Here is a 20,065-nt window from a genome sequence, read left to right on the forward strand (position 1 = left end):
TCACGCTGTCACCCTCTCCTGGACGCCCGCGAACAAGTCGTCCTCGGGCACGGTGCTGTCGACCAGCGACCGGGCCAGCTCGTACTCCTCCGTCGGCCACACCGAGCGCTGCATCTCCAGCGGCACGGCGAACCAGCGGCTCTCCGGGTCGATCTGGGTGGCGTGGGCCTTCAGCGCCTCGTCGCGCACCGGGAAGAAGTCGGCGCACTCGACCCGGGTGGTCACCCGCTCGATCACGTCCGGCTTGTCGGCGTCCCAGCCCGCCAGCCACTCGGCGTACGGGGACTCCAGGCCCTCCGCGAGCAGGGCGTCGTGGAACGCCACGAGCTTCGCGCGGGAGAACCCGTGCGAGTAGTACAGCTTCAGCGGCTGCCACGGCTCACCCAGCTCGGGGTAGCGCTCCGGGTCGCCCGCCGCGTCGAACGCGGCCACCGACACCTCGTGGCAGCGGATGTGGTCGGGGTGCGGGTAGCCGCCGTTCTCGTCGTAGGTGACGATCACGTGCGGGCGGAACTCGCGGATCACCTCGACCAGCGGGGGCGTCGACTCCTCCAGCGGGACGAGGGCGAAGCAGCCCTCGGGCAGCGGCGGCAGCGGGTCGCCCTCGGGCAGGCCCGAGTCGACGAAACCCAGCCAGCGGTGCCGCACACCCAGGATCTCGGCGGCGCGGGCCATCTCGGCGCGCCGCACGTCGGCGATGTTCTCCAGCACGTCGGGGCGGTCCATGGCGGGGTTCAGGATGCTGCCCGCCTCACCGCCCGTGCAGGTCACGACCATGACCTCGTGGCCCTCGGCGACGTAGCGGGCCATCGTGGCGGCGCCCTTGCTGGACTCGTCGTCGGGGTGCGCGTGCACCGCCATCAGGCGCAGCTTCTCAAGCATGGCGGTGGTGCTCCTCCTCGGCCCCTGCCGAACCCGTCCGGTCCGGCCCCTGCGACACTCAACGCAGTGGTCGAGGGACATTGTTCCCCACGGGCGGGAAGGGATCGGACAGTGGCACTGCCGGAGGGCCGGTACGGCGCGCCGCGCAGGACCCTGCCCCGGTGGGCGCGCTGGTCACTGCCCGTGATCGCGGTGCTGGTGGGCGGGTTGGTCGCGTGGGTCGGCTACCGCAACCTCGGCACCATGCCCGTCGAGGCCAAGCAGACGGCGTTCGAGGTGGTGGGCGACAGCTCCGTCGAGATCACGTTCGAGGTGGTCAGGGAGACGCCGGAGCGGCCGGTGGTGTGCATCGTGCGCGCCCGGGCGCAGGACGGCGACGAGGCGGGGCGGCGCGAGGTGCTGGTCGAGCCCGGCGCCGACACCGTGCGCGCCACGACCGTGCTCCGGACGTCCAAGGTCCCGGTCACCGGCGAGGTGTTCGGCTGCTCCTACCAGGTTCCGGCGTACCTGTCCACGAGGTAGCGGCCAAGCGGGTGATCTGCGCGTTTAGGGGCGGATCCGGGAACAAAACGCCGTCGCCGATCGTTGTGCACGTGTTACTCTGACGTTCCAGCACGGCCCCGACGCGGGCCGTGTTTTTCCGTTCCGGGCTGGTGCGCCCGGGAACTGCCAGCCCACGCCGTGGGCCGGAGCAAGACGAGGAGTTGGTGACCGTGAGCGACACTGAGGTGACCTGGCTGACCCAGGAGGCCTACGACCGGCTCAAGGGGGAGCTGGACGAGATGATCGAGAATCGCCCGGTCATTGCTGCGGAGATCAACGCGCGTCGTGAAGAGGGTGACCTCCGCGAGAACGGCGGGTACCACGCGGCCCGTGAGGAGCAGGGCAAGCAGGAGGCCCGCATCCGCCAGCTGCAGGAGCTGCTGAGGGTCGCCAAGGTCGGCGAGGCGCCCACGGTGTCGGGGGTCGCGGCTCCCGGCATGGTGCTGACCGTCCGCTACGACGGGGACGACGAGACCGAGGAGTTCCTGCTCGCCACCCGTGAGGAGGGCGCGCACGGCGCCCTGGAGGTCTACTCGCCGTCGTCACCGCTGGGCAAGGCGTTGCTCGGCGCGAAGGAGGGCGAGGCGCGGGAGTACGAGCTGCCCAACGGCAGCACGATGAAGGTCACCCTGATCAAGGCCGTGCCGTACGCCGGCTGATCACCCGGACACCGGGAGGGCGGCCACCGCGCGGGGTGGCCGCCCTTCTGCTGTCACGTCACCGGCTCGCCCCGGTCACTTGGCGCGCTCCGGTCGCGTGGTGCGCTCCAGCAGGGGGCGGACCCGGGGGGCGACCGGGGTCGACAGGGCGATCGACGTGGACAGCCGCTGCACGCCCGGCACGTCCACGATCGAGTCGATCACCCGCTGCAGGTCGGCGTTGGACCGGGCCACGACCCGCGCGAACAGGTCGCCCGGCCCGGTCGTCGCGTGCACCTCGCACACCTCGTTGATCGCGGCCAGGCCCTCGGACACCTCGTGCCGCCGCCCCTGGGCGATCTCCAGCACGGCGAACGCGGTCAGCCCGTAGCCCATCGCGGCCAGGTCGAGCGCCGGCGGGAAGCCGGTCAGCACGCCGCGCGCCACCAGCCGGTCCAGCCTCGCCTGCACCGTGCCGCGGGCCACGCCCAGCCGTCGCGAGCACTCCAGCACGCCCAACCTCGGCTCGTCCGTGAGCAGCAGCAACAGCCGCGCGTCCAGGGCGTCGACGGCCTGGTCAGAGTGTTCAGCTTGCGAATCGGAAGCCATGTACCACTGTACAAGGTGACCAGTAAAACAACAGAGTGTTGCTCATCCTGACCAGCTTGCACATCCTGGGAAGCATGACGCAGCAGCTTGACGACGTGAGCTACGACCAGCTCCGCCAACTCGTGGGCCTGGTCGACTACGACGGGACGCGCGACCCGTTCCCCGTCCGCTCGATGGACGCCGTGGTCTTCGTGGTCGGCAACGCGACCCAGACCGCGTGGTTCTACCAGGTCGCCTTCGGGATGCAGCTCGTCGCGTACGCCGGACCGGAGACCGGGCAGCGGGACCACAAGTCCTTCGTGCTGAAGTCCGGCTCGGCGCGGTTCGTGATCAACGGCGGCGTGCGGCCGGGCAGCCCGCTGCTCGACCACCACCGCAAGCACGGCGACGGCGTGGTGGACCTCTCACTGGAGGTCGCCGACGTCGACCGGTGCGTGGAGCACGCGCGGGCGCAGGGCGCCACCGTGCTGGAGGAGCCGCACGACGTCACCGACCAGCACGGCACCGTCCGGGTGGCCGCCATCGCGACGTACGGCGAGACCCGCCACAGCCTGGTCGACCGGTCCCGCTACAGCGGGCCGTACCTGCCGGGGTACGAGGCGCGGGAGAGCACGGTCGTGCGGCCGGCGGGCGCGCCGAAGCGGCTGTTCCAGGCGGTCGACCACTGCGTGGGCAACGTCGAGCTCGGCCGGATGGACCACTGGGTCGAGTTCTACAACCGGGTGATGGGCTTCGTGAACATGGCGGAGTTCGTCGGCGACGACATCGCCACCGACTACTCGGCGTTGATGAGCAAGGTCGTCTCCAACGGCAACCACCGGGTGAAGTTCCCGCTCAACGAGCCCGCGGTGGCGAAGCGGAAGTCGCAGATCGACGAGTACCTGGAGTTCTACGAGGGCGCGGGCGTGCAGCACATCGCGCTCGCGACCAACGACATCGTCACCACGCTGACCGCGATGCGGGCCGCCGGGGTGGAGTTCCTGGAGACGCCGGACTCGTACTACGACGACCCGGAGCTGCGGGCGCGGATCGGCGAGGTGCGGGTGCCGATCGAGGTGCTGAAGGAGCACCGCATCCTGGTCGACCGGGACGAGGACGGCTACCTGCTGCAGATCTTCACCAAGCCGATCGGCGACCGGCCGACCGTGTTCTACGAGCTGATCGAGCGGCACGGGTCGCTGGGCTTCGGCAAGGGCAACTTCAAGGCCCTGTTCGAGGCGATCGAGCGCGAGCAGGAGCGTCGGGGCAACCTCTGACGGTCGTGCGTCGACGGGCCGGTCCGGGCGCCTCCGGGCCGGCCCGTCGTCGTCGGAACGCCGACGACGCCCTACCAGGTGCTCCGGGACCGGTACGCTCGGTTCCGGGTCGGCTCACACAGCATTCACCTGGAGGGTGGCATGGCGCTCGCGGCACGGGTCACCGCGGTGCTCCCGCTCGTCGGCGCGGTGGTCACGGCCGTGGCGCTGACCGGCGCGGCCTTCTTCACCGTGGCCCACGCGGGGTGCGCGGAGACCGGCCGGTTCGTGGAGCGCGACGGCGTGGTGGAGTTCGTCGGCGGGTGCGTGGACGGGCACGAGCTGCCCGCCGTGCCGCGGGTGGAGAACGCGCGGTACGACGTCAAGCCCTGAGCCGATGGGCGATAGTGGAGCCATGTGTCGCAACATCAGGGTGCTCCACAACTTCGAGCCGCCGGCGGATGAGGACGAGATCCGCGCGGCGGCGGTCCAGTACGTGCGCAAGGTGAGCGGGTCGACCCGCCCGTCGGCGGCGAACCAGGAGGCGTTCGACGCCGCCGTCGAGGCGGTGGCCGAGGCCACCCGGACCCTGCTGGCCTCGCTGGTCACCAACGCCCCACCGCGCGACCGCGACGTCGAAGCCGCCAAGGCCCGCGAACGCAACGCCGTCCGCTTCGGCCCCCGCTGACCCCGCGAGTCGAACACTCGCGGGACGTGGAGGTTCGACTCGCGGGGGTTAGCGGGGGGTGAGGGCGGTGGTCAGGTCGGCGATCAGGTCGTCGGCCGATTCGATGCCCACGGAGAGGCGGACCAGGTCGGCGGGGACTTCGAGCAGGGAGCCGGCGGTGCTGGCGTGGGTCATCCGGCCCGGGTGCTCGATCAGCGACTCGACGCCGCCCAGCGACTCCGCCAGGGTGAACAGGCGGGTGCGGGAGCAGACGTCCAGCGCGGCCTGCTCGCCGCCCTCGACGGTGAACGAGATCATGCCGCCGAACCGGCGCATCTGCTTCGCCGCGACCTCGTGGCCGGGGTGGTCGGGCAGGCCCGGGTAGTAGACCCCGGTGACCCGCGGGTGCCGCAGCAGCGCTTCGGTGATCTTCTCCGCGTTGTCCGAGTGCTTCTCCATGCGCACTTCGAGCGTCTTGATCCCGCGCAGCGTCAGCCACGCGTCGAACGGCCCCGGCACCGCGCCCGCGCCGTTCTGCAGGAACCCGAACTGCGCGTCCAGCTCGTCGTCCGACGTGACCAGCGCGCCACCGATGACGTCCGAGTGCCCGCCGACGTACTTGGTGGTCGAGTGCAGCACCACGTCGGCGCCCAGCTCCAGCGGGCTCTGCAGGTACGGCGACGCGAACGTGTTGTCCACCACCAGCTTCGCCCCCGCCGAGTGCGCCACCTGCGCGAGCGCGGCGATGTCGGCGATGTTCAGCAGCGGGTTGGTCGGCGTCTCGATCCAGACCACCTTGGTGTTCGGCCGGATGGCCGCGCGCACCGCGTCGACGTCGGACACCTGCGCCGGCGTGTGCTCGACGCCCCAGTGCGACAGCACCTTGTCGATCAGCCGGAACGTGCCGCCGTACGCGTCGTTCGGGATGACGACGTGGTCGCCGGGACGGCACATCGCGCGCAGGGCGGTGTCGGTCGCGCCCATGCCGGACGCGAACGCGCGACCGTGCCTGCCGCCTTCGAGCGCCGCCAGGCACTCCTCCAGCGCGGCCCGGGTGGGGTTGCCGGTGCGCGAGTACTCGAACCCGCCGCGCAGCCCGCCGACGCCGTCCTGGGCGTAGGTCGAGGTGGCGTGGATCGGCACGATGACCGAGCCCGTCGTGGGGTCGGGCTCCTGCCCGGCGTGGATGGCCCTGGTCGCGAAACCGTACTGGCCGGTGTCCGTCATGCCCCTAGAGTACGGCGGCCGAAAAGGCAACCGCCCGTCGGCTGGATGCCGACGGGCGGTCGGGTGACCCCGGGTAACGCGCTCACCACTGCTGCGGCGGCTGCTGGCCGTAGGGGTTCTGCTGCTGCGGCTGGCCGTACGGGTTCGACGCGGGCGGCTGGCCGTACGGGTTCGACGCGGGCGCCTGACCGTACGGGTTCGGCTGGCCGTAACCGCCACCGGCGCCGGGGTAGCCGCCGGGGGCCGCGCCGGCGGGCGCGTTCACCACGACCGTGCCCATGATCTTGTCGGCCCACGTCTGCTTCTTGGCCTCCCACAGCGGCGCGAACCAGCCCGCGTAGCAGGGCAGCGAGTCGACGAAGTGGCACAGGTGCCGGACGAAGGCGTTGCCGAAGCCGATCGGCTGCCCCGTCTCCTCGCTGATGAGCTTGACCTTGGCGACCTTCTTGCCCATCGACTGGCCGGTGGTGCCCGCCAGGTACCACGAGTTGTAGATCATGAAGCCGAGCATGCCCAGCGCGCCGACGCCGGCGAGGATGAAGTAGATCGTCATGTCGCCGGTGGCCGCGCCGATGCCCGCGAGGACGCCGAAGATGGCGCCCGGCGCGGCGTAGTCGATCAGGAAGCCGACCGCGCGGCTGCCCCACTCCGCGTAACCGCCCGTGGGCGCGCCGTAAGCGGGCTGGCCGTAGGACGGCTGCGCGCCCCACGCCTGCTGCTGCGGCTGCCCGTACGGGTTGCTCAGCTGCGGCTGGCCGTACGGGTTGGACGGCTGCTGGCCGTACGGGTTCGCCTGCGGCTGGCCGTACGGGTTGGACGGCGGCTGCTGGCCGTAGGGCTGCTGGCCGTACTGCGCGGGCGGCTGCTGGCCGTAGGGGTTCTGCTGGGCCGGGAACGCGCCCGAGCCGGGCTGCTGCGCGGGCTGGCCGTACGGGTTCGACGGCGGCTGCTGGGTCATGCCGGGTGCGACGACCTGGGTCGCGTCCGGGTTCGACGGCGGCTGCTGGGGTTGCTGGCCGGAGGGCACCACCTGGGTCGCCTCCGGCGGCGGGAAGGCAGGGGGCTGGCCGCCGCTCGGCACGACCTGGGTCGCGTCGGCGTTCGAGGGCTGGGCACCCTGCCCCTGCTCCTGCTGGTCGTGACCGCCGAACTGCTGGTTCCCTGGCGGCTGCGGAGCGTTCATCGGAGTTTCCAACCCCCTTGGCACGGGCCGTAGGTGTATGAGTCGGTGGCCAACGCTAGCGGATGGCACCGCCCTGGCCACGGGCAACCGGAGAACCCGCCGGAGATCCGCGACACGGGTCACCGGCGGGTGGGGGCGCTCCGATCAGCGGCCGGCCAGGAAGCCCAGGATGTCCTGACGGGTGACCACGCCCGCGGGCTTGCCGTCGTCCAGCACCAGTGCCCCGTCCGCTGAGGACAGTGCGGACATCGCGGAGCTGATCGACTCGCCCGCGCCGATCGTGGGCAGCTTCAACGACATGTGCCGGTCCAACCGGTCGGTCAGCTGCGCCTTGCCGGTGAACAGCGCGTCGAGCAGGTCCCGCTCGTTGACCGCGCCGGCGACCTCGGCGGCCATCACCGGCGGCTCGGCGTTGACGACCGGCATCTGCGAGACGCCGTACTCGCGCATGATCGCGACCGCCTCGGCGACCGTCTCGTTGGGATGGCCGTGCACGAGGTCGGGCACGGTGCCGTCCTTGCGCCGCAACACGTCGCCGACGGTCGCGCCGGACGTGTCGGGCGACAGGAAGCCGTACTGCGCCATCCACTTGTCGTTGAACACGCTCGACAGGTAGCCGCGGCCGCCGTCGGGCAGCAGCACCACGATCACGTCGTCCGGGCCGGCGTCCTCGGCCACCCGCAGCGCCGCCGCGACCGCCATGCCGCACGAGCCGCCGACGAGCAGGCCCTCCTCGCGGGCCAGCCGCCGGGTGATCTCGAACGAGTCGGCGTCCGACACCGCCACGATCTCGTCGCACACCGTGCGGTCGTAGGCGTCCGGCCAGAAGTCCTCGCCGACGCCCTCCACCAGGTACGGCCGGCCGGAGCCGCCGGAGTACACCGAGCCCTCCGGGTCCGCGCCGATGATCTTCACCCGGCCCTCGGAGACCTCCTTGAGGTAGCGGCCGGTGCCCGAGATCGTGCCGCCCGTGCCGACGCCCGCGACGAAGTGCGTGACCCGGCCCCCGGTCTGCCGCCACACCTCGGGACCGGTGCCGTGGTAGTGGCTGGCCGGGTTCTCCGGGTTGGCGTACTGGTTGGGCTTCCACGCGCCGGGGATCTCGGCGACCAGCCGGTCGGAGACGTTGTAGTAGGAGTCGGGGTGCTCCGGCGCGACCGCGGTCGGGCACACCACGACCTCGGCGCCGTACGCCTTGAGCACGTTGCGCTTGTCCACGCTGACCTTGTCCGGGCAGACGAACACGCACTTGTAGCCCTTGCGCTGGGCCACCAGCGCCAGGCCCACACCGGTGTTGCCCGACGTCGGCTCGACGATGGTGCCGCCGGGCTTGAGCTCGCCGGAGCGCTCGGCCGCCTCGACCATGCGCAGCGCGATGCGGTCCTTCACGCTGCCGCCCGGGTTGAGGTACTCGACCTTCGCCAGGATGAGCGGCCGGAGGCCGTCTGCCACACCGTTCAGCTTCACCAGCGGCGTGTTGCCGACCAGGTCTACGACGCTCTCGACGTACTCCACGACGGACCTTCCACTTCTTGAGATGACCCGCTGAGCGTATATCGGTGACCCGGCGCGCGGCCGGGTGGACGATCGGGCTTGGGACGGGGAGGCTTCGGTGCGGTGGTTGCGGTGGCCGCGAGGGCGTTGGGCGGGTCGACGCTGCTCAGCGTCCTTCGTCACGAGTGCTGGCCGCGCTGAACGGGCGTTAACTAGGCTGCACGTCACACGTTGCGGCGAAACGAAGGAGTTCCGCAATGCCTGAGGCCGTGATCGTCTCCGCCGCCCGGTCGCCCATCGGGCGCGCGGGCAAGGGCTCTCTCAAGGATGTGCGCGCCGACGACCTGACCGTGCAGGTCCTCCAGGCCGCGCTGGCGCAGGTCCCGCAGCTCGACCCCGACAAGGACATCGACGACCTGATGCTCGGCTGCGGCCTGCCCGGCGGCGAGCAGGGCTTCAACCTGGGCCGCGTGGTGTCCGTGCTGGCGGGGTACGACAACCTGCCCGGCACCACGGTCACCCGCTACTGCGCGTCCAGCGTGCAGACGACCCGGATGGCGCTGCACGCCATCAAGGCCGGCGAGGGCGACGTGTTCATCAGCGCCGGCGTGGAGACGGTGTCCAGCTTCGCGCGCGGGTCGTCCGACTCGTGGCCGGGCACGCACAACCCCGCGTTCGCCGACGCCGAGGCCCGCACCGCGGCCGTCGCCCAGTCGGGCGCCTCCGAGTGGGTCGACCCGCGGCGGAACGGGCAGGTGCCCGACATCTACGTCGCCATGGGCCAGACGGCGGAGAACCTGGCGCTGACCAAGGGCGTCACGCGGCAGGAGATGGACGAGTTCGGCGTGCGGTCGCAGAACCTCGCCGAGAAGGCCATCGCCAACGGCTTCTGGGCGCGCGAGATCACGCCGATCACCCTGCCGGACGGCACGGTCGTGTCGACCGACGACGGCCCGCGGCCGGGCGTGACGATCGAGGGCGTGTCCGGGCTCAAGCCGGTGTTCCGGCCGGACGGCCGGGTCACCGCGGCCAACTGCTGCCCGTTGAACGACGGCGCGGCGGCGTTGGTGATCATGAGCGACGTCAGGGCGAAGGAGCTCGGCATCACGCCGCTGGCGCGGATCGTGTCGACCGGCGTGTCCGGGCTGTCGCCGGAGATCATGGGCCTCGGGCCGGTCGAGGCGTCGCGGCGGGCGCTGGCGCTGGCCGGGATGTCGATCTCGGACATCGACCTGGTGGAGATCAACGAGGCGTTCGCGGCGCAGGTCATCCCGTCCTACCGGGACCTGGGCGTCGACCTGGACCGGCTGAACGTCAACGGCGGCGCGATCGCCGTGGGTCACCCGTTCGGGATGACCGGGGCGCGGATCACCACGACGCTGATCAACTCGCTGCGGTTCCACGACAAGCAGTTCGGCCTGGAGACCATGTGCGTCGGCGGCGGCCAGGGCATGGCGATGGTGCTGGAGCGGCTGAGCTGAACCGCGTCACGCCGAACGCCGGTCCGCGTCCTACCCTGTGAGCAAGGGGAGGGACGATGCCGTACGCGTGGTGGCACAGCGGTTACGACCGGCAGTGCCACGCCTTCGCCGCCGAGCAGTCCTCGACGGCCTACTTCGAGGCGGCGTGCGCCCACTCGGTGCCGCCGGACCTCGTGGTCCGGTCGCCGAGCGGGGCGCTGTGCGTGCCGTGCCTGGTCGAGGTGGGCACGACCGCCGAGGACGACCACCGCTGGCGCGACTGACCCGGAACGCGCCGAAGGGCGTCCCGGCCGAGGCCGGGACGCCCTTCGGGGGACAGCAGCGGCGCCGCTAGTCGTTCTGGAAGTACGACAGCAGGCGCAGGATCTCCAGGTACAGCCAGACGAGCGTGGTCATCAGGCCGAACGCCGCCAGCCAGGCGTACTTCGCCGGCAGCGCGCCGCGGATCATCTCGTTGGCCGCCTCGAAGTCCAGCAGGAAGCTGAACGCCGCGATGCCGATCACGACGAGGCTGAACACGATCGCCAGCGTGCCGCCGTCGCGCAGGCCCATGTTCACGCCGAACAGGCCCATGACCAGGTTGCCCAGCATGAGGATGACCACGCCGACGGTGGCGCCGATGATCCACTTGGTCAGGCGCGGGGTGACCCGGATCGCACCCGTCTTGTAGACCACGAGCATCGCGGCGAACACGCCGAACGTGCCGAGGATCGCCTGCCAGGCGATACCGGGGAAGATCGCCTCGAACACGCCGGTGATGGCGCCGAGGAACACGCCCTCAGCCGCCGAGTAGGCGAGCACCATCGGACCGCTGGGCGTGCGCTTGAAGATGATGATGAGCGCCAGGACCAGGCCGACGAGCATGCCGGGGACCGCGAGCGCGAACGGCGCGACCTGGCCGGAGAGCACCAGCCACGCCGAGATGAAACCGGTGACCAGGGCGACGCCGAGCGTGGTGGCGGTCTTGGTCACCACGTCGTCGATCGTGATCGGGCGCTCGCCGGTGGCGGGCGGCGGGCCCTGGTAGCCGCCGTGCTGCTGCGCCTCGTAGGGCTGGCCGAAGCCTGCGTAGTTACCGCTACCGCCGCTGGTCGGCAGGTTGCGGAACGCGGGGTTGCTGGTGGTACGCACCTCGTCCTCCTGTGGCGTGCTGACGCCGTCACGGGGTTCAACGACCACACGAGTCGATCGGTTCCCGTCGGGTAAAAGCGACTTTACTCGGGCTGTCGATCTCGAATCCACACCCCGCGCTGCGGAGCGTAGTCGGCATCCCACCCCGCTAGGGGATTGTGGCGGTGATCGCGGACACGTAAGGCTCACCACTGCAGTTGTCACCGACCGGCGTCGCCCACCGGCGCGCCCGAGGGGTTCAGGGACATCATGGCGTGGAGACGACTCGCCGGCGCGGTGCTCGCAGCCGGCCTCACCCTGCTCGCCGTGCCCGGCGCGGCCGTGGCGGAGCCCGACGTGCGACCCGGCGCGGGGCACATGGCCGACCCCCAGGGCTACCGCGGCAAGAAGCCGGGCACCGGTGACTGGCTCGGCTCCTACAAGTGGCGTGACCAGCAGGTCTGGTGCGTGCAGTACTCGCTGCTCGCGCCGGACGGCAACGTGGAGTACCAGGACGGCGACGAACTGCTCTCCAAGGGCGGCGCGAAGCTGCCCGACGACGTCGCGGGCTACATCTCCTACCTGCTGCTGAAGTACGCGGACACGCAGTCGCCGGACGAGTCGGCGGCGCTGGCCCACCTGCTGCACGCGTGGACGGCCTACGAGGACCCGGCCAACGGGATCACCCTCGACCCGAACAACGACTACCGGCACATCGCCTACAACGTCGACTTCCACTACCAGCAGCTCGGCCGGTTCGGCGAGTCGCAGCGGATCGCCGACCGGATGCTGGCCGAGGCGAAGGCCAACCGCGGCCCGTGGGCGGCGAAGGTCACCGCGCCCGAGGAGGACCAGGTCATCGGCACCCCGGACACGTGGGTGGTGGACATCACCAAGACCGACGGCGGCCAGGCGGCCGGCGTCCCGGTCGCGGTGGAGCTGACCGACGCGACGCTGGAGTCCGGCGCGGCGGCCGGCGAGCTGGCCACGCCGGACGGCGGCGACGCGCTGGCCGTCAAGGTGGTGCCGACCGGGCCGAACCCGTCGCTCACGGTCCGGCTGGACAGCCCGGCGGACCGGCCGAAGGTGCGCGTCCCGGCGGACGTGAACATGCAGCGGATCGTCACCACGGGCGGCGAGAAGAAGCTGACCGCGAACGCGTCCACGACCGCGAAGACCGCGCCCGGCGCGGTGAAGGTCGCCAAGACCGACGCCGAGACCGGCAAGGCGATCTCCGGGGTGGCGCTGAGGATCACCGCGGCGGACGGCGTCACGCCCGCGAAGCGGCAGGACGACACCCCGCTGGCCGGCCCCGAGGGCACCGCGGTCGTGCTCCAGACCACCGCCGACGGCACCGCCGAGGTGCCGGACCTGCGCACGCCGCAGGAGATCTGCGTGATCGAGGTCGCGCCGGCCAAGGGCTACGAGGAGTTCTTCGACCCCGGCTCGCCGCCCAAGGCGTGCGGGACCGTCGACGCGGGGCAGGTGCTGGCGCTGGCCCTGGAGAACAAGCCGGACAAGCCCGTCGTGCCGATCACCATCCACGCCGGTTCCGAGGGCGGCGGCGTGGTCGCCCGGGCGGCGTACACCACCCGGCCGGCCACCGGCGCGCTGGTCGGGTTCGGCGGCGTGGTGCTGCTGGGCGCGGCGCTGCTCGGCCTGGTGGCCCGGCGACGGGCGACCGCCCGCCGGTGAGGTCCACTTCCGCGAGGGCACTGCTGACGGGCGTGGCGGTGGCGGCGTTGCTCGCCTCCGCCGCGCTCGTCGCCACCCGGGCGCCGGACGACGTGCTGGGCGGCAGGGCCGCGCCCGGTGACGCCGTCGTGCCGCACCCGCTGGGCGACAGCGCGCGCACCGGGCGCGGCGCCGACCTGGCCGGCATGCCGGTCGGCGCGAACCCGCCCGCCGCGCCGCCGCCGGTGACCACCACCGAACCCGCTCCCCCGCCGCCCGCGACGCCGCCCGAGCAGCGGCCGGGGACCGTGCGGCTGCCCGAGGGCGGGCTGGCGACGCTGGTGCGCGAGGAGGTCACCGCGGACGGCGTGCTGCCGGTCCCGGAGGGCGTCGGCGAGGCCACCTGGTGGGGCGTCGACCTCGGCGCGGCCGAGGGCGCGACGGTGCTGGCCGGGCACGTGAACTGGAAGGGCGTGACCGGGCCGTTCGACGAGCTGTGGCGGGCGGCGGTCGGGCAGCGGGTGACCGTGGTCGACACCGGCGGCCGGGAGTTCCGGTTCGAGGTCGGCCGGGTCGAGGCGGTGCGCAAGGACGCCCTGCCCGCGCGCGCGGTGGAGCTGTTCGGGCCGCGCGGCGAGCACCGGCTGGTGCTGGTGACGTGCGGCGGGCGGTGGGTCGGCGGCGAGACCGGCTACGAGGAGAACCAGGTCGTGGTCGCCACCCCCGTGCCATGAGCGGTCACCGCGCGTAGTCACGTCACGAAGAGGCAACCTCCGGCTACCCCGGGTCGTCCTCCTTGTGTGAAGCGATGGGGCTGGCTGAGCACGGGCGTCGCGCTGGCACTCACCCTCGTGGTGCTGGCCGTGCTGGGCGCCCGTGAACCCGAACCGGGCTTCGACGTGGGCGACGTGGCCGCGCCGCTGCCGATGGCGCCGCGCACGACGAGCAGCACCGGCGGCGAACCCGCGCTGACCGTGCCCGCCGCCGCCTCGCCGCCGTCGTGGATGCGCCGGATGCAGCCCGGCGAGAAGCCGCCCCAGTTCGTCCTCTTCTCGTTCGACGGCGCCGCGTCCAAACCGCACTGGGACCGGATCATGCCGCTGGCCGAGCGGGTGGGCGCGCACGTCACCGGCCTGCTGTCGGGCGTCTACCTGGTGGCCGACGCGGACCGGTCGGACTACACCGGGCCGGGTCACGGCCGGGGCCTGTCGTCCATCGGGTTCGGCGGCACGCGGGCGGACGTGGCGCTGCGGATCGAGTACCTGAACGCGGCCATCGACGCGGGCCACGAGATCGGCACCCACTACAACGGGCACTTCTGCGTCGGTGACGAGCCGAACGTCGGCGCCTGGGACACCGCCCAGTGGAACGCGGAGCTGGACCAGTTCTTCGCGATCGTGGAGAAGGCCAGGCAGCAGGGGTTCAAGCTGGACCCGGCGGCCGTGCGCGGCGGGCGGACGCCGTGCCTGGAGGGCGTGTGGGAGCAGGCGTTCCCGGCGATGCGCGGCCACGGCCTGGCCTACGACACCAGCCACGTCAGCCTGGGCGTGGTGTGGCCGTCCGTGCAGGGCGGGGTGTGGGAGTTCCCCATGCCCGAGGTGCGGGTGCCCGCGCTGGGCAAGCAGGTCGTGATGATGGACTTCAACCTCTGGTACGCGCTCAACGGCGCGAAGGACGAGCCCGACCGGGCCGGTGACTACACGCGGATCGTGCTGGACACGTACCGGTCGGTGTACCAGGCGGCGTTCAACGGCAACCGCGCGCCGATGGTGATCGGCAACCACTTCAACGACTGGGCGGGCGGCGCGTTCACCAACGCGGTGGAGGGGTTCCTCGGGGAGGTGTGCGCCGAGCCGGAGACGGTGTGCGCCACCTATACGGAGGTGATCCAGTGGATGCAGTTGCAGGATCCGGTGGTGCTGGAACAGTTGAGGCGCATGCCCGCGGCCAGGAACTGAAACTAGCGCGGCGGCCACCGCGAGCTCTACGGTGGGTTACCGCCGCCCCACGGAGAATCACCACTCGTCCGAGGAGTAGCGCATGACCACCGAGCCCGAGAAGCGCCCCTGGGTCAAGCCGGATTTCCGGGACGTCGACACCCCGATGGAAGTCACCGCCTACGCGGCTCGCGGCTAGCCACCCCGCCGCGCTCGGCCGAGGTCCCGCGCCGGTGCGGCCGGGTGCGGGCCGGGCGCGGCGCCCGCGAACCGAGAGGTGCCCTGCCCGTGGTGCTCACCCACCCGCTGTTGACCCCGTCCGAGTTCACCGCGCGGCTGCGCGGGCTGGCGCACCGCTACTGGGACCGCCACCCGTTCCACCTGCGGCTGCACGAGGGCGGGCTGGGCAAGGACGAGCTCCGGCTGTGGGCGGCCAACCGCTGGTACTACCAGCAGGCCATCCCGCGCAAGGACGCCGCGATCCTGGCCAACTGCGCCGACGTCGAGGTCCGCCGGGCGTGGCGGGAGCGGATCGTCTGGCACGACGGCAGCGGGCCGGGCGAGGGCGGCGCGGAGGACTGGCTGCGGCTGGCCGAGGCCGTCGGGCTGACCCGCGACGAGGTGCTGGACGAGCGGCACGTGCTGCCGGGCACGCGGTTCGCCGTGGACGCCTACGTGACGTTCGCCCGCACCCGGCCGTGGGTGGAGGCGGTGGCGTCCGGGCTGACCGAGATGTTCTCCCGCGGCCTGATGGCGCGCCGGCTGGTGGACATGCGCGAGCACTACCCGTGGATCGCCGAGGAGGGCTTCGCCTACTTCACCGCCAGGCTCCGGGTGATCGCCGACGAGGGGAGGTCCACGTTGGACATCGTGGTCGGCCACTGCCGCACGCGCGAGCAGCAGGAGGCGGCGGTCGCCGCGCTGGCGTTCAAGTGCGACGTGCTGCGGGCGGTGCTGGACGCCGTGGACTACTACTCGTGACGGGTCGCTCATGACAGGTCGCTCATGACAGGGCTGAACGCGGTGCCGCGCCTGCGCCGGGGCGTGAAGACGACCTACGACCGGACCCGGGACAGCCACGTGGTGCTGTTCCCGGAAGGGGTGCTGGTGCTGAACGAGACCGCGGCGGCGGTGGTCGGGCTGTGCGACGGGCGGACGTCCGTCGAGGGCATCGCGCGCCGGCTGGCCGAGTCCTTCGACGGGGTGGAGGCGGACGACGTGGCCGAGCTGGTCGGGCGGCTGGTGGCGCGGCGGGTGGTGGACGTCGATGGCTGACGCGCCGTTCGGGTTGCTGGCCGAGCTGACCCACCGGTGCCCGCTGCGCTGCGGGTACTGCTCCAATCCGGTGGAGCTGGCCGCGCGGGCCGACGAGCTGGGCACGGCGCGGTGGTGCTCGGTGTTCGACGAGGCGCGGGCGCTGGGGGTGCTGCAGGTCCACCTGTCCGGCGGTGAGCCGCTGGTGCGCAGGGACCTGCCGGAGCTGGTCGCGCACGCGTCCGGGTTGGGGTGCTACGTGAACCTGGTGACCAGCGGGCTCGGGTTGACGCCCGACCGGCTGGCGTCGCTGGCGGGGGTCGACCACGTGCAGCTGTCCGTGCAGGGCGCGGACGAGGCGGGCGCGGACCTGATCGCCGGGGTGAGGGCGTTCGAGCCGAAGCTGCGGGCCGCGCGGGCGGTCCGGGACGCCGGGCTGCCGCTGACCGTGAACGTGGTGCTGCACCGGCTCAACCTCGACCGGGTGGAGGAGGTCGTCGCGCTGGCGGAGCGGTTGGGGGCGGACCGGTTGGAGCTGGCCAACACCCAGTACTACGGCTGGGCGCTGCGCAACCGGGCGGCGCTGCTGCCGACCCGGGAGCAGCTGGCGCGGGCGGGGGAGGTGGTGGCGGCGGCGCAGGCGCGGTCGGGGATGGAGATCGTGTACGTGATCGCGGACTACCACGAGGCCCACCCGAAGCCGTGCATGCACGGGTGGGGTGCGCGGCAGTTGACCGTGGCGCCGAACGGCGACGTGCTGCCGTGCCCGGCGGCGGGGGTGATCGAGGGGTTGGGGGTGGAGAACGTGAAGGAGCGGTCGTTGGCGGACATCTGGCACTCGTCGGCCGCGTTCAACGCCTTCCGGGGCTTCGAGTGGATGCGCGACCCGTGCCGGTCTTGTGCGCGGAGGGAGGTGGACTTCGGGGGGTGCCGGTGCCAGGCGTTCCAGCTGACGGGTGACGCGGCGGCGACCGACCCGGTGTGCACGCTGTCGCCGGACCACGGGTTGGTGGAGGCGATCCTGGCCGGGGCGGGTGCGGAGGTCGAGCACCGGGCCGTGGTGCGGTGAGTGCCGCTGACCGGGCTGCTGTCCGGGCTGCTGTTGCGGGCTCAGTAGCGAAGACAGCATCGCTAGAGCCGAAAGAAAATCTAGCAGCGCTAGCAATCAGAGCACCGACAGCGGCGGTGGCGGTGGCGGTGACCGGGAGCGTGGTGAAGCTAGCAATGCTGGTAACCAGAGCGCCGATAGGGCTGATAGCAGTGACAGCGCCGGCAGCGGGGGTGGCGCGGTGAAGGTGATCGTGCTCGGCACGGCTGCCGGTGGTGGGGTGCCGCAGTGGAACTGCGCGTGCGGGCCCTGCGAGGCCGTGCGCGCCGGTGTCCTGCTCGCGCGCACCCAGGACGCGCTGGCCATCACCGCCGACAACGCGAACTGGTGGCTGGTCAACGCCTCACCCGACCTCGGCGCACAGCTCACCGCCACCCCCGCCCTGGCGCCCGGTCCCGGCCCGCGCGACACCCCGATCCGCGGCGTCCTGCTCACCGACGCCGAACTCGACCACACGCTCGGCCTCCCGATCCTCCGCAACGCGCCGACACTCCAGGTCCACGCCCCCGCCAACGCCCTGCGCGCCCTCTCCCCCACCCGCGCCACCCTCGACACCTACGGCGAGTGGTCCTGGCACCAGGTCCAACCCCGTCAACCGTTCCACCTCACCGGCCTGGAGATCACCGCCTTCCCGATCAGCGGCAAGCACCCCCGCTACGCCACCGCGTCACCCGGCCCCTGGGTGGTCGCCTACCGGTTCCGCGACCCGGCCACCAACGGCGTGCTGCTGTACGCGCCGTGCCTGGCGTCCTGGCCTTCGAACTTCAGCGCACTGGTCGACGAAGCCGACGTGGTGCTGCTGGACGGCACGTTCCACGCCCCCTCGGAGATGGGCGCGGCCACCGGCAAACAGCTCGGTCAGGCCGCGATGGGCCACCTGCCGATCACCGACAGCCTGGCCGAGCTGCGCGCCCACCCGTCGACCCGGCGGATCTACACCCACCTCAACAACACCAACCCGGTGCTGGACCCGACGTCGCCGGAGCGCGCCGGGATCACCGCGGCGGGCGTCGAGGTCGTCGCGGACGGCACGGTGATCGACGTCTGAGGCCGCATTGGGGGGTTAAGCCCACTGCCTCCCCCTCCGGCCGACCGGAAGAATCGCCGCCATGACCGACCACGACCTGGTGCGCGGGGCCCGCGCTCGGTTGATCCAAGCCGCGCTCGGCCTGGCGCGCGTGCCGCTCTGCCTGGTGGGGCTGCCCCTGGTAGTGCTCCAGCTCTACGCCTACCCGCTGATCCTGGTGACCGTCGGCGTGCCGCTGCTGCTGCTGTCCACCGCGCTGGCCCGCCGGTACACCGGCTTCTTCCGCGACTGGGCGGCCGGCGTGCTCGACGTGGAGATCCCGGCGCCCCACCGGCTGCCCGCCAACCGCGGCCCGATGACCAGGGTGCGCACCATCGCCACCGACCCGGCGACGTGGCGCGACCTGGCGTTCCTGCCGGTCAACGCGGTCACCGGCGTCTTCCTCGGCATCCTGCCGGTGGCGCTGCTGGTCGGCGGCGTGATGGGGTTCCTGGTCCCGCTGCTCTGGCTGTCCGGCGAGGCCGAGGGCCTGGAGTACACCCTCGTCGAACGCGACTTCCCCGGCAGCTACGTGCTCGCGCCGCTGGTCGCCGTGCTCTACCTGGCCGCGGCCTGGTGGGCGATACCCCGCGCCGCCCGGCTGCACGCCACCGTCGCCAGGTGGCTGCTCGCGCCGAGCGCCACCGCCGCGCTGACCGACCGGGTCCGGGTGCTCTCCGACTCGCGGGCCGACACGGTCGACGCGCAGGCCGCCGAGCTGCGCCGGATCGAGCGGGACCTGCACGACGGCGCGCAGGCCAGGCTGGTCGCGCTGGGCCTGAACCTCGGCATGGCCGAGGAGCTGCTGGCCCGCGACCCGCTGGCGGCGCAGGAGCTGCTGGCCGAGGCGCGCCAGTCGTCCACCCAGGCGCTGGCCGAGCTGCGGGACCTGGTGCGCGGCATCCACCCGCCGGTGCTGGCCGACCGGGGGCTGGACGGCGCGCTGCGCGCGTTGGCGCTGGCGCACCCGCTGCCGGTCGACGTGGACCTGGAGCTGGCCGGGCGGCCGGAGGCGCCGGTCGAGTCGGCGGCCTACTTCGCGGTGGCCGAGACGCTGACGAACGTCGCCAAGCACAGCGGCGCGACCAGCGCGTGGGTCCGGGTCCGGCACGACGGCGGCCGGCTGGCGCTGATGGTCGGCGACAACGGGCGCGGCGGCGCGGAGGCGGCCGAGGGTGGCGGGTTGCGCGGGATCGAGCGCAGGCTGGCGGCGTTCGACGGCACACTGGTCGTCGCGAGCCCGGTCGGCGGGCCGACCATCGTGACCGTGGAGCTGCCGTGCGAGTTGTCCTCGGTGAAGACCTCGTCCTCCTCCGGGACGGCCTGATCCGGCTGCTGCGCGCCTACGACTTCGACGTGGTGGAGGCGGTCGACAGCGGTCCCGCCCTGCTCGAGGCCCTGGTCGACCACCGCCCGGACGTGGCGGTGGTCGACGTCCGGTTGCCGCCGACGTTCACCGACGAGGGGTTGCGGGCCGCGATCGAGGCCCGCAAGCGGGTGCCCGGCCTGCCGGTCCTGGTGCTCTCGCAGTACGTCGAGCAGCTGTACGCCCGCGAGCTGCTGTCGGACCGGGGCGGCGCGGTCGGCTACCTGCTCAAGGACCGCGTGTCGGACGTGCGGCAGTTCGTGGACGCCATTCGCCGGGTCGCCGCGGGCGGCACCGCGATGGACCCCGAGGTCATCACCCAGCTGCTCGCCCGCGGCGCGCGGGACCGGCCGCTGACGACGTTGACGCCGCGCGAGCGGGAAGTGCTGTCGCTGATGGCGGAGGGCCGGTCGAACGGCGCGATCGCGGGCAGGCTGTTCGTCACCGAGAAAGCCGTCGGCAAACACATCGCGAACATCTTCGGCAAGTTGGACCTGCCGTTGTCCGAGGACGACAACCGGCGGGTGCTCGCGGTGCTGGCGTATTTGGACCGGGTGTAAATCGTTTCTTAGCCTAAGTACCATCTTGGTT

General features: G+C 72.2%; 23 protein-coding genes. 17 read left to right on the top strand and 6 right to left on the bottom strand.

Annotation, left to right across the window (positions count from 1 at the left end):
* Complete coding sequence (mca, locus tag AB0F89_RS03290) at positions 1 to 882, bottom strand: mycothiol conjugate amidase Mca (protein ID WP_367132399.1); 882 nt, start codon at positions 880 to 882, stop codon at positions 1 to 3.
* A gap of 111 nt (positions 883 to 993) precedes the next feature.
* On the opposite strand from mca, the gene AB0F89_RS03295 reads away from it, so the two are divergent.
* Both AB0F89_RS03295 and greA read left to right on the top strand, forming a co-directional pair.
* On the top strand, positions 994 to 1,404 hold the full coding sequence (locus AB0F89_RS03295) for a DUF4307 domain-containing protein (protein ID WP_367132401.1): 411 nt from the start codon (positions 994 to 996) through the stop codon (positions 1,402 to 1,404).
* Between the two features lie 185 nt (positions 1,405 to 1,589).
* Positions 1,590 to 2,084 carry a transcription elongation factor GreA gene (gene greA / locus AB0F89_RS03300; RefSeq protein WP_367132403.1) on the top strand — a complete coding sequence of 165 codons (495 nt, stop codon included), beginning with the start codon at positions 1,590 to 1,592 and terminating at the stop codon, positions 2,082 to 2,084.
* A gap of 75 nt (positions 2,085 to 2,159) precedes the next feature.
* Here greA and AB0F89_RS03305 read toward each other — a convergent pair whose 3' ends face one another.
* Positions 2,160 to 2,672, bottom strand: coding sequence for an Lrp/AsnC family transcriptional regulator (locus tag AB0F89_RS03305; protein ID WP_367132404.1), 513 nt, complete (start codon positions 2,670 to 2,672; stop codon positions 2,160 to 2,162).
* Positions 2,673 to 2,746: 74 nt separating this feature from the next.
* On the opposite strand from AB0F89_RS03305, the gene hppD reads away from it, so the two are divergent.
* The 3 genes from hppD (at position 2,747) to AB0F89_RS03320 (ending at position 4,595) form a co-directional block, all read left to right on the top strand.
* Positions 2,747 to 3,928 (top strand): 4-hydroxyphenylpyruvate dioxygenase, encoded by a 1,182-nt coding sequence (gene hppD / locus AB0F89_RS03310; protein ID WP_367132406.1) that lies wholly within the window; start codon positions 2,747 to 2,749, stop codon positions 3,926 to 3,928.
* A gap of 141 nt (positions 3,929 to 4,069) precedes the next feature.
* Entirely contained in the window at positions 4,070 to 4,300 is a 231-nt protein-coding gene (locus tag AB0F89_RS03315) for a hypothetical protein (protein ID WP_367132408.1), read from the top strand.
* A 22-nt stretch (positions 4,301 to 4,322) separates the two neighbouring features.
* The gene (locus tag AB0F89_RS03320; protein WP_367132410.1) at positions 4,323 to 4,595 is read left to right on the top strand and encodes a DUF2277 domain-containing protein; all 273 of its coding nucleotides are present in this window, start codon (positions 4,323 to 4,325) and stop codon (positions 4,593 to 4,595) included.
* 48 nt (positions 4,596 to 4,643) lie between these two features.
* Here the strand turns inward: AB0F89_RS03320 and AB0F89_RS03325 are convergent, their stop codons facing one another.
* From AB0F89_RS03325 to AB0F89_RS03335, 3 genes are all read right to left on the bottom strand, one after another.
* Entirely contained in the window at positions 4,644 to 5,801 is a 1,158-nt protein-coding gene (locus AB0F89_RS03325; RefSeq protein ID WP_367132412.1) for a cystathionine gamma-synthase, read from the bottom strand.
* Between the two features lie 82 nt (positions 5,802 to 5,883).
* Positions 5,884 to 6,984, bottom strand: a complete 1,101-nt coding sequence (locus AB0F89_RS03330) for an RDD family protein (RefSeq protein WP_367132415.1) — start codon at positions 6,982 to 6,984, stop codon at positions 5,884 to 5,886.
* Positions 6,985 to 7,128: 144 nt separating this feature from the next.
* Entirely contained in the window at positions 7,129 to 8,499 is a 1,371-nt protein-coding gene (locus tag AB0F89_RS03335; protein WP_367132417.1) for a cystathionine beta-synthase, read from the bottom strand.
* 236 nt (positions 8,500 to 8,735) lie between these two features.
* On the opposite strand from AB0F89_RS03335, the gene AB0F89_RS03340 reads away from it, so the two are divergent.
* Positions 8,736 to 9,959, top strand: a complete 1,224-nt coding sequence (locus AB0F89_RS03340) for an acetyl-CoA C-acetyltransferase (RefSeq protein WP_367132419.1) — start codon at positions 8,736 to 8,738, stop codon at positions 9,957 to 9,959.
* Between the two features lie 56 nt (positions 9,960 to 10,015).
* Complete coding sequence (locus tag AB0F89_RS03345) at positions 10,016 to 10,222, top strand: hypothetical protein (protein ID WP_367132421.1); 207 nt, start codon at positions 10,016 to 10,018, stop codon at positions 10,220 to 10,222.
* 67 nt (positions 10,223 to 10,289) lie between these two features.
* On the opposite strand, the gene AB0F89_RS03350 is transcribed toward AB0F89_RS03345, so the two are convergent.
* Positions 10,290 to 11,090: a Bax inhibitor-1/YccA family protein gene (locus AB0F89_RS03350; RefSeq protein ID WP_367132423.1), complete on the bottom strand. Its 801-nt coding sequence runs from the start codon at positions 11,088 to 11,090 to the stop codon at positions 10,290 to 10,292.
* Positions 11,091 to 11,339: 249 nt separating this feature from the next.
* Between AB0F89_RS03350 and AB0F89_RS03355 the strand changes: the two genes are divergently transcribed.
* The 10 genes from AB0F89_RS03355 to AB0F89_RS03400 all read left to right on the top strand — a co-directional run bounded on the left by AB0F89_RS03355 (position 11,340) and on the right by AB0F89_RS03400 (position 20,034).
* Positions 11,340 to 12,764, top strand: coding sequence for a hypothetical protein (locus AB0F89_RS03355; RefSeq protein WP_367132425.1), 1,425 nt, complete (start codon positions 11,340 to 11,342; stop codon positions 12,762 to 12,764).
* Positions 12,761 to 13,477, top strand: coding sequence for a class F sortase (locus AB0F89_RS03360; protein WP_367132427.1), 717 nt, complete (start codon positions 12,761 to 12,763; stop codon positions 13,475 to 13,477). The genes AB0F89_RS03355 and AB0F89_RS03360 overlap by 4 nt, the downstream gene beginning before the upstream one ends.
* 66 nt (positions 13,478 to 13,543) lie before the next feature.
* Positions 13,544 to 14,701, top strand: a complete 1,158-nt coding sequence (locus AB0F89_RS03365) for a polysaccharide deacetylase (RefSeq protein ID WP_367132429.1) — start codon at positions 13,544 to 13,546, stop codon at positions 14,699 to 14,701.
* Positions 14,702 to 14,783: 82 nt separating this feature from the next.
* Positions 14,784 to 14,879, top strand: coding sequence for a pyrroloquinoline quinone precursor peptide PqqA (pqqA, locus tag AB0F89_RS03370; protein ID WP_360453379.1), 96 nt, complete (start codon positions 14,784 to 14,786; stop codon positions 14,877 to 14,879).
* A 92-nt stretch (positions 14,880 to 14,971) separates the two neighbouring features.
* Positions 14,972 to 15,661 (top strand): pyrroloquinoline-quinone synthase PqqC, encoded by a 690-nt coding sequence (gene pqqC / locus AB0F89_RS03375; RefSeq protein ID WP_367138678.1) that lies wholly within the window; start codon positions 14,972 to 14,974, stop codon positions 15,659 to 15,661.
* Between the two features lie 24 nt (positions 15,662 to 15,685).
* A complete protein-coding gene (pqqD, locus tag AB0F89_RS03380; RefSeq protein ID WP_367132431.1) occupies positions 15,686 to 15,955 on the top strand; it encodes a pyrroloquinoline quinone biosynthesis peptide chaperone PqqD in 270 nt (89 codons plus the stop codon).
* Positions 15,948 to 17,003 carry a pyrroloquinoline quinone biosynthesis protein PqqE gene (gene pqqE / locus AB0F89_RS03385; RefSeq protein WP_367132433.1) on the top strand — a complete coding sequence of 352 codons (1,056 nt, stop codon included), beginning with the start codon at positions 15,948 to 15,950 and terminating at the stop codon, positions 17,001 to 17,003. The genes pqqD and pqqE overlap by 8 nt, the downstream gene beginning before the upstream one ends.
* A gap of 220 nt (positions 17,004 to 17,223) precedes the next feature.
* A complete protein-coding gene (pqqB, locus tag AB0F89_RS03390) occupies positions 17,224 to 18,090 on the top strand; it encodes a pyrroloquinoline quinone biosynthesis protein PqqB (RefSeq protein ID WP_367132435.1) in 867 nt (288 codons plus the stop codon).
* Between the two features lie 61 nt (positions 18,091 to 18,151).
* Entirely contained in the window at positions 18,152 to 19,435 is a 1,284-nt protein-coding gene (locus AB0F89_RS03395; protein WP_367132437.1) for a sensor histidine kinase, read from the top strand.
* Positions 19,387 to 20,034 (top strand): LuxR C-terminal-related transcriptional regulator, encoded by a 648-nt coding sequence (locus AB0F89_RS03400; protein WP_367132439.1) that lies wholly within the window; start codon positions 19,387 to 19,389, stop codon positions 20,032 to 20,034. The genes AB0F89_RS03395 and AB0F89_RS03400 overlap by 49 nt, the downstream gene beginning before the upstream one ends.
* Positions 20,035 to 20,065: the final 31 nt, after the last annotated feature.

The organism is Saccharothrix sp. HUAS TT1, from assembly GCF_040744945.1.
GTDB lineage: Bacteria > Actinomycetota > Actinomycetes > Mycobacteriales > Pseudonocardiaceae > Actinosynnema.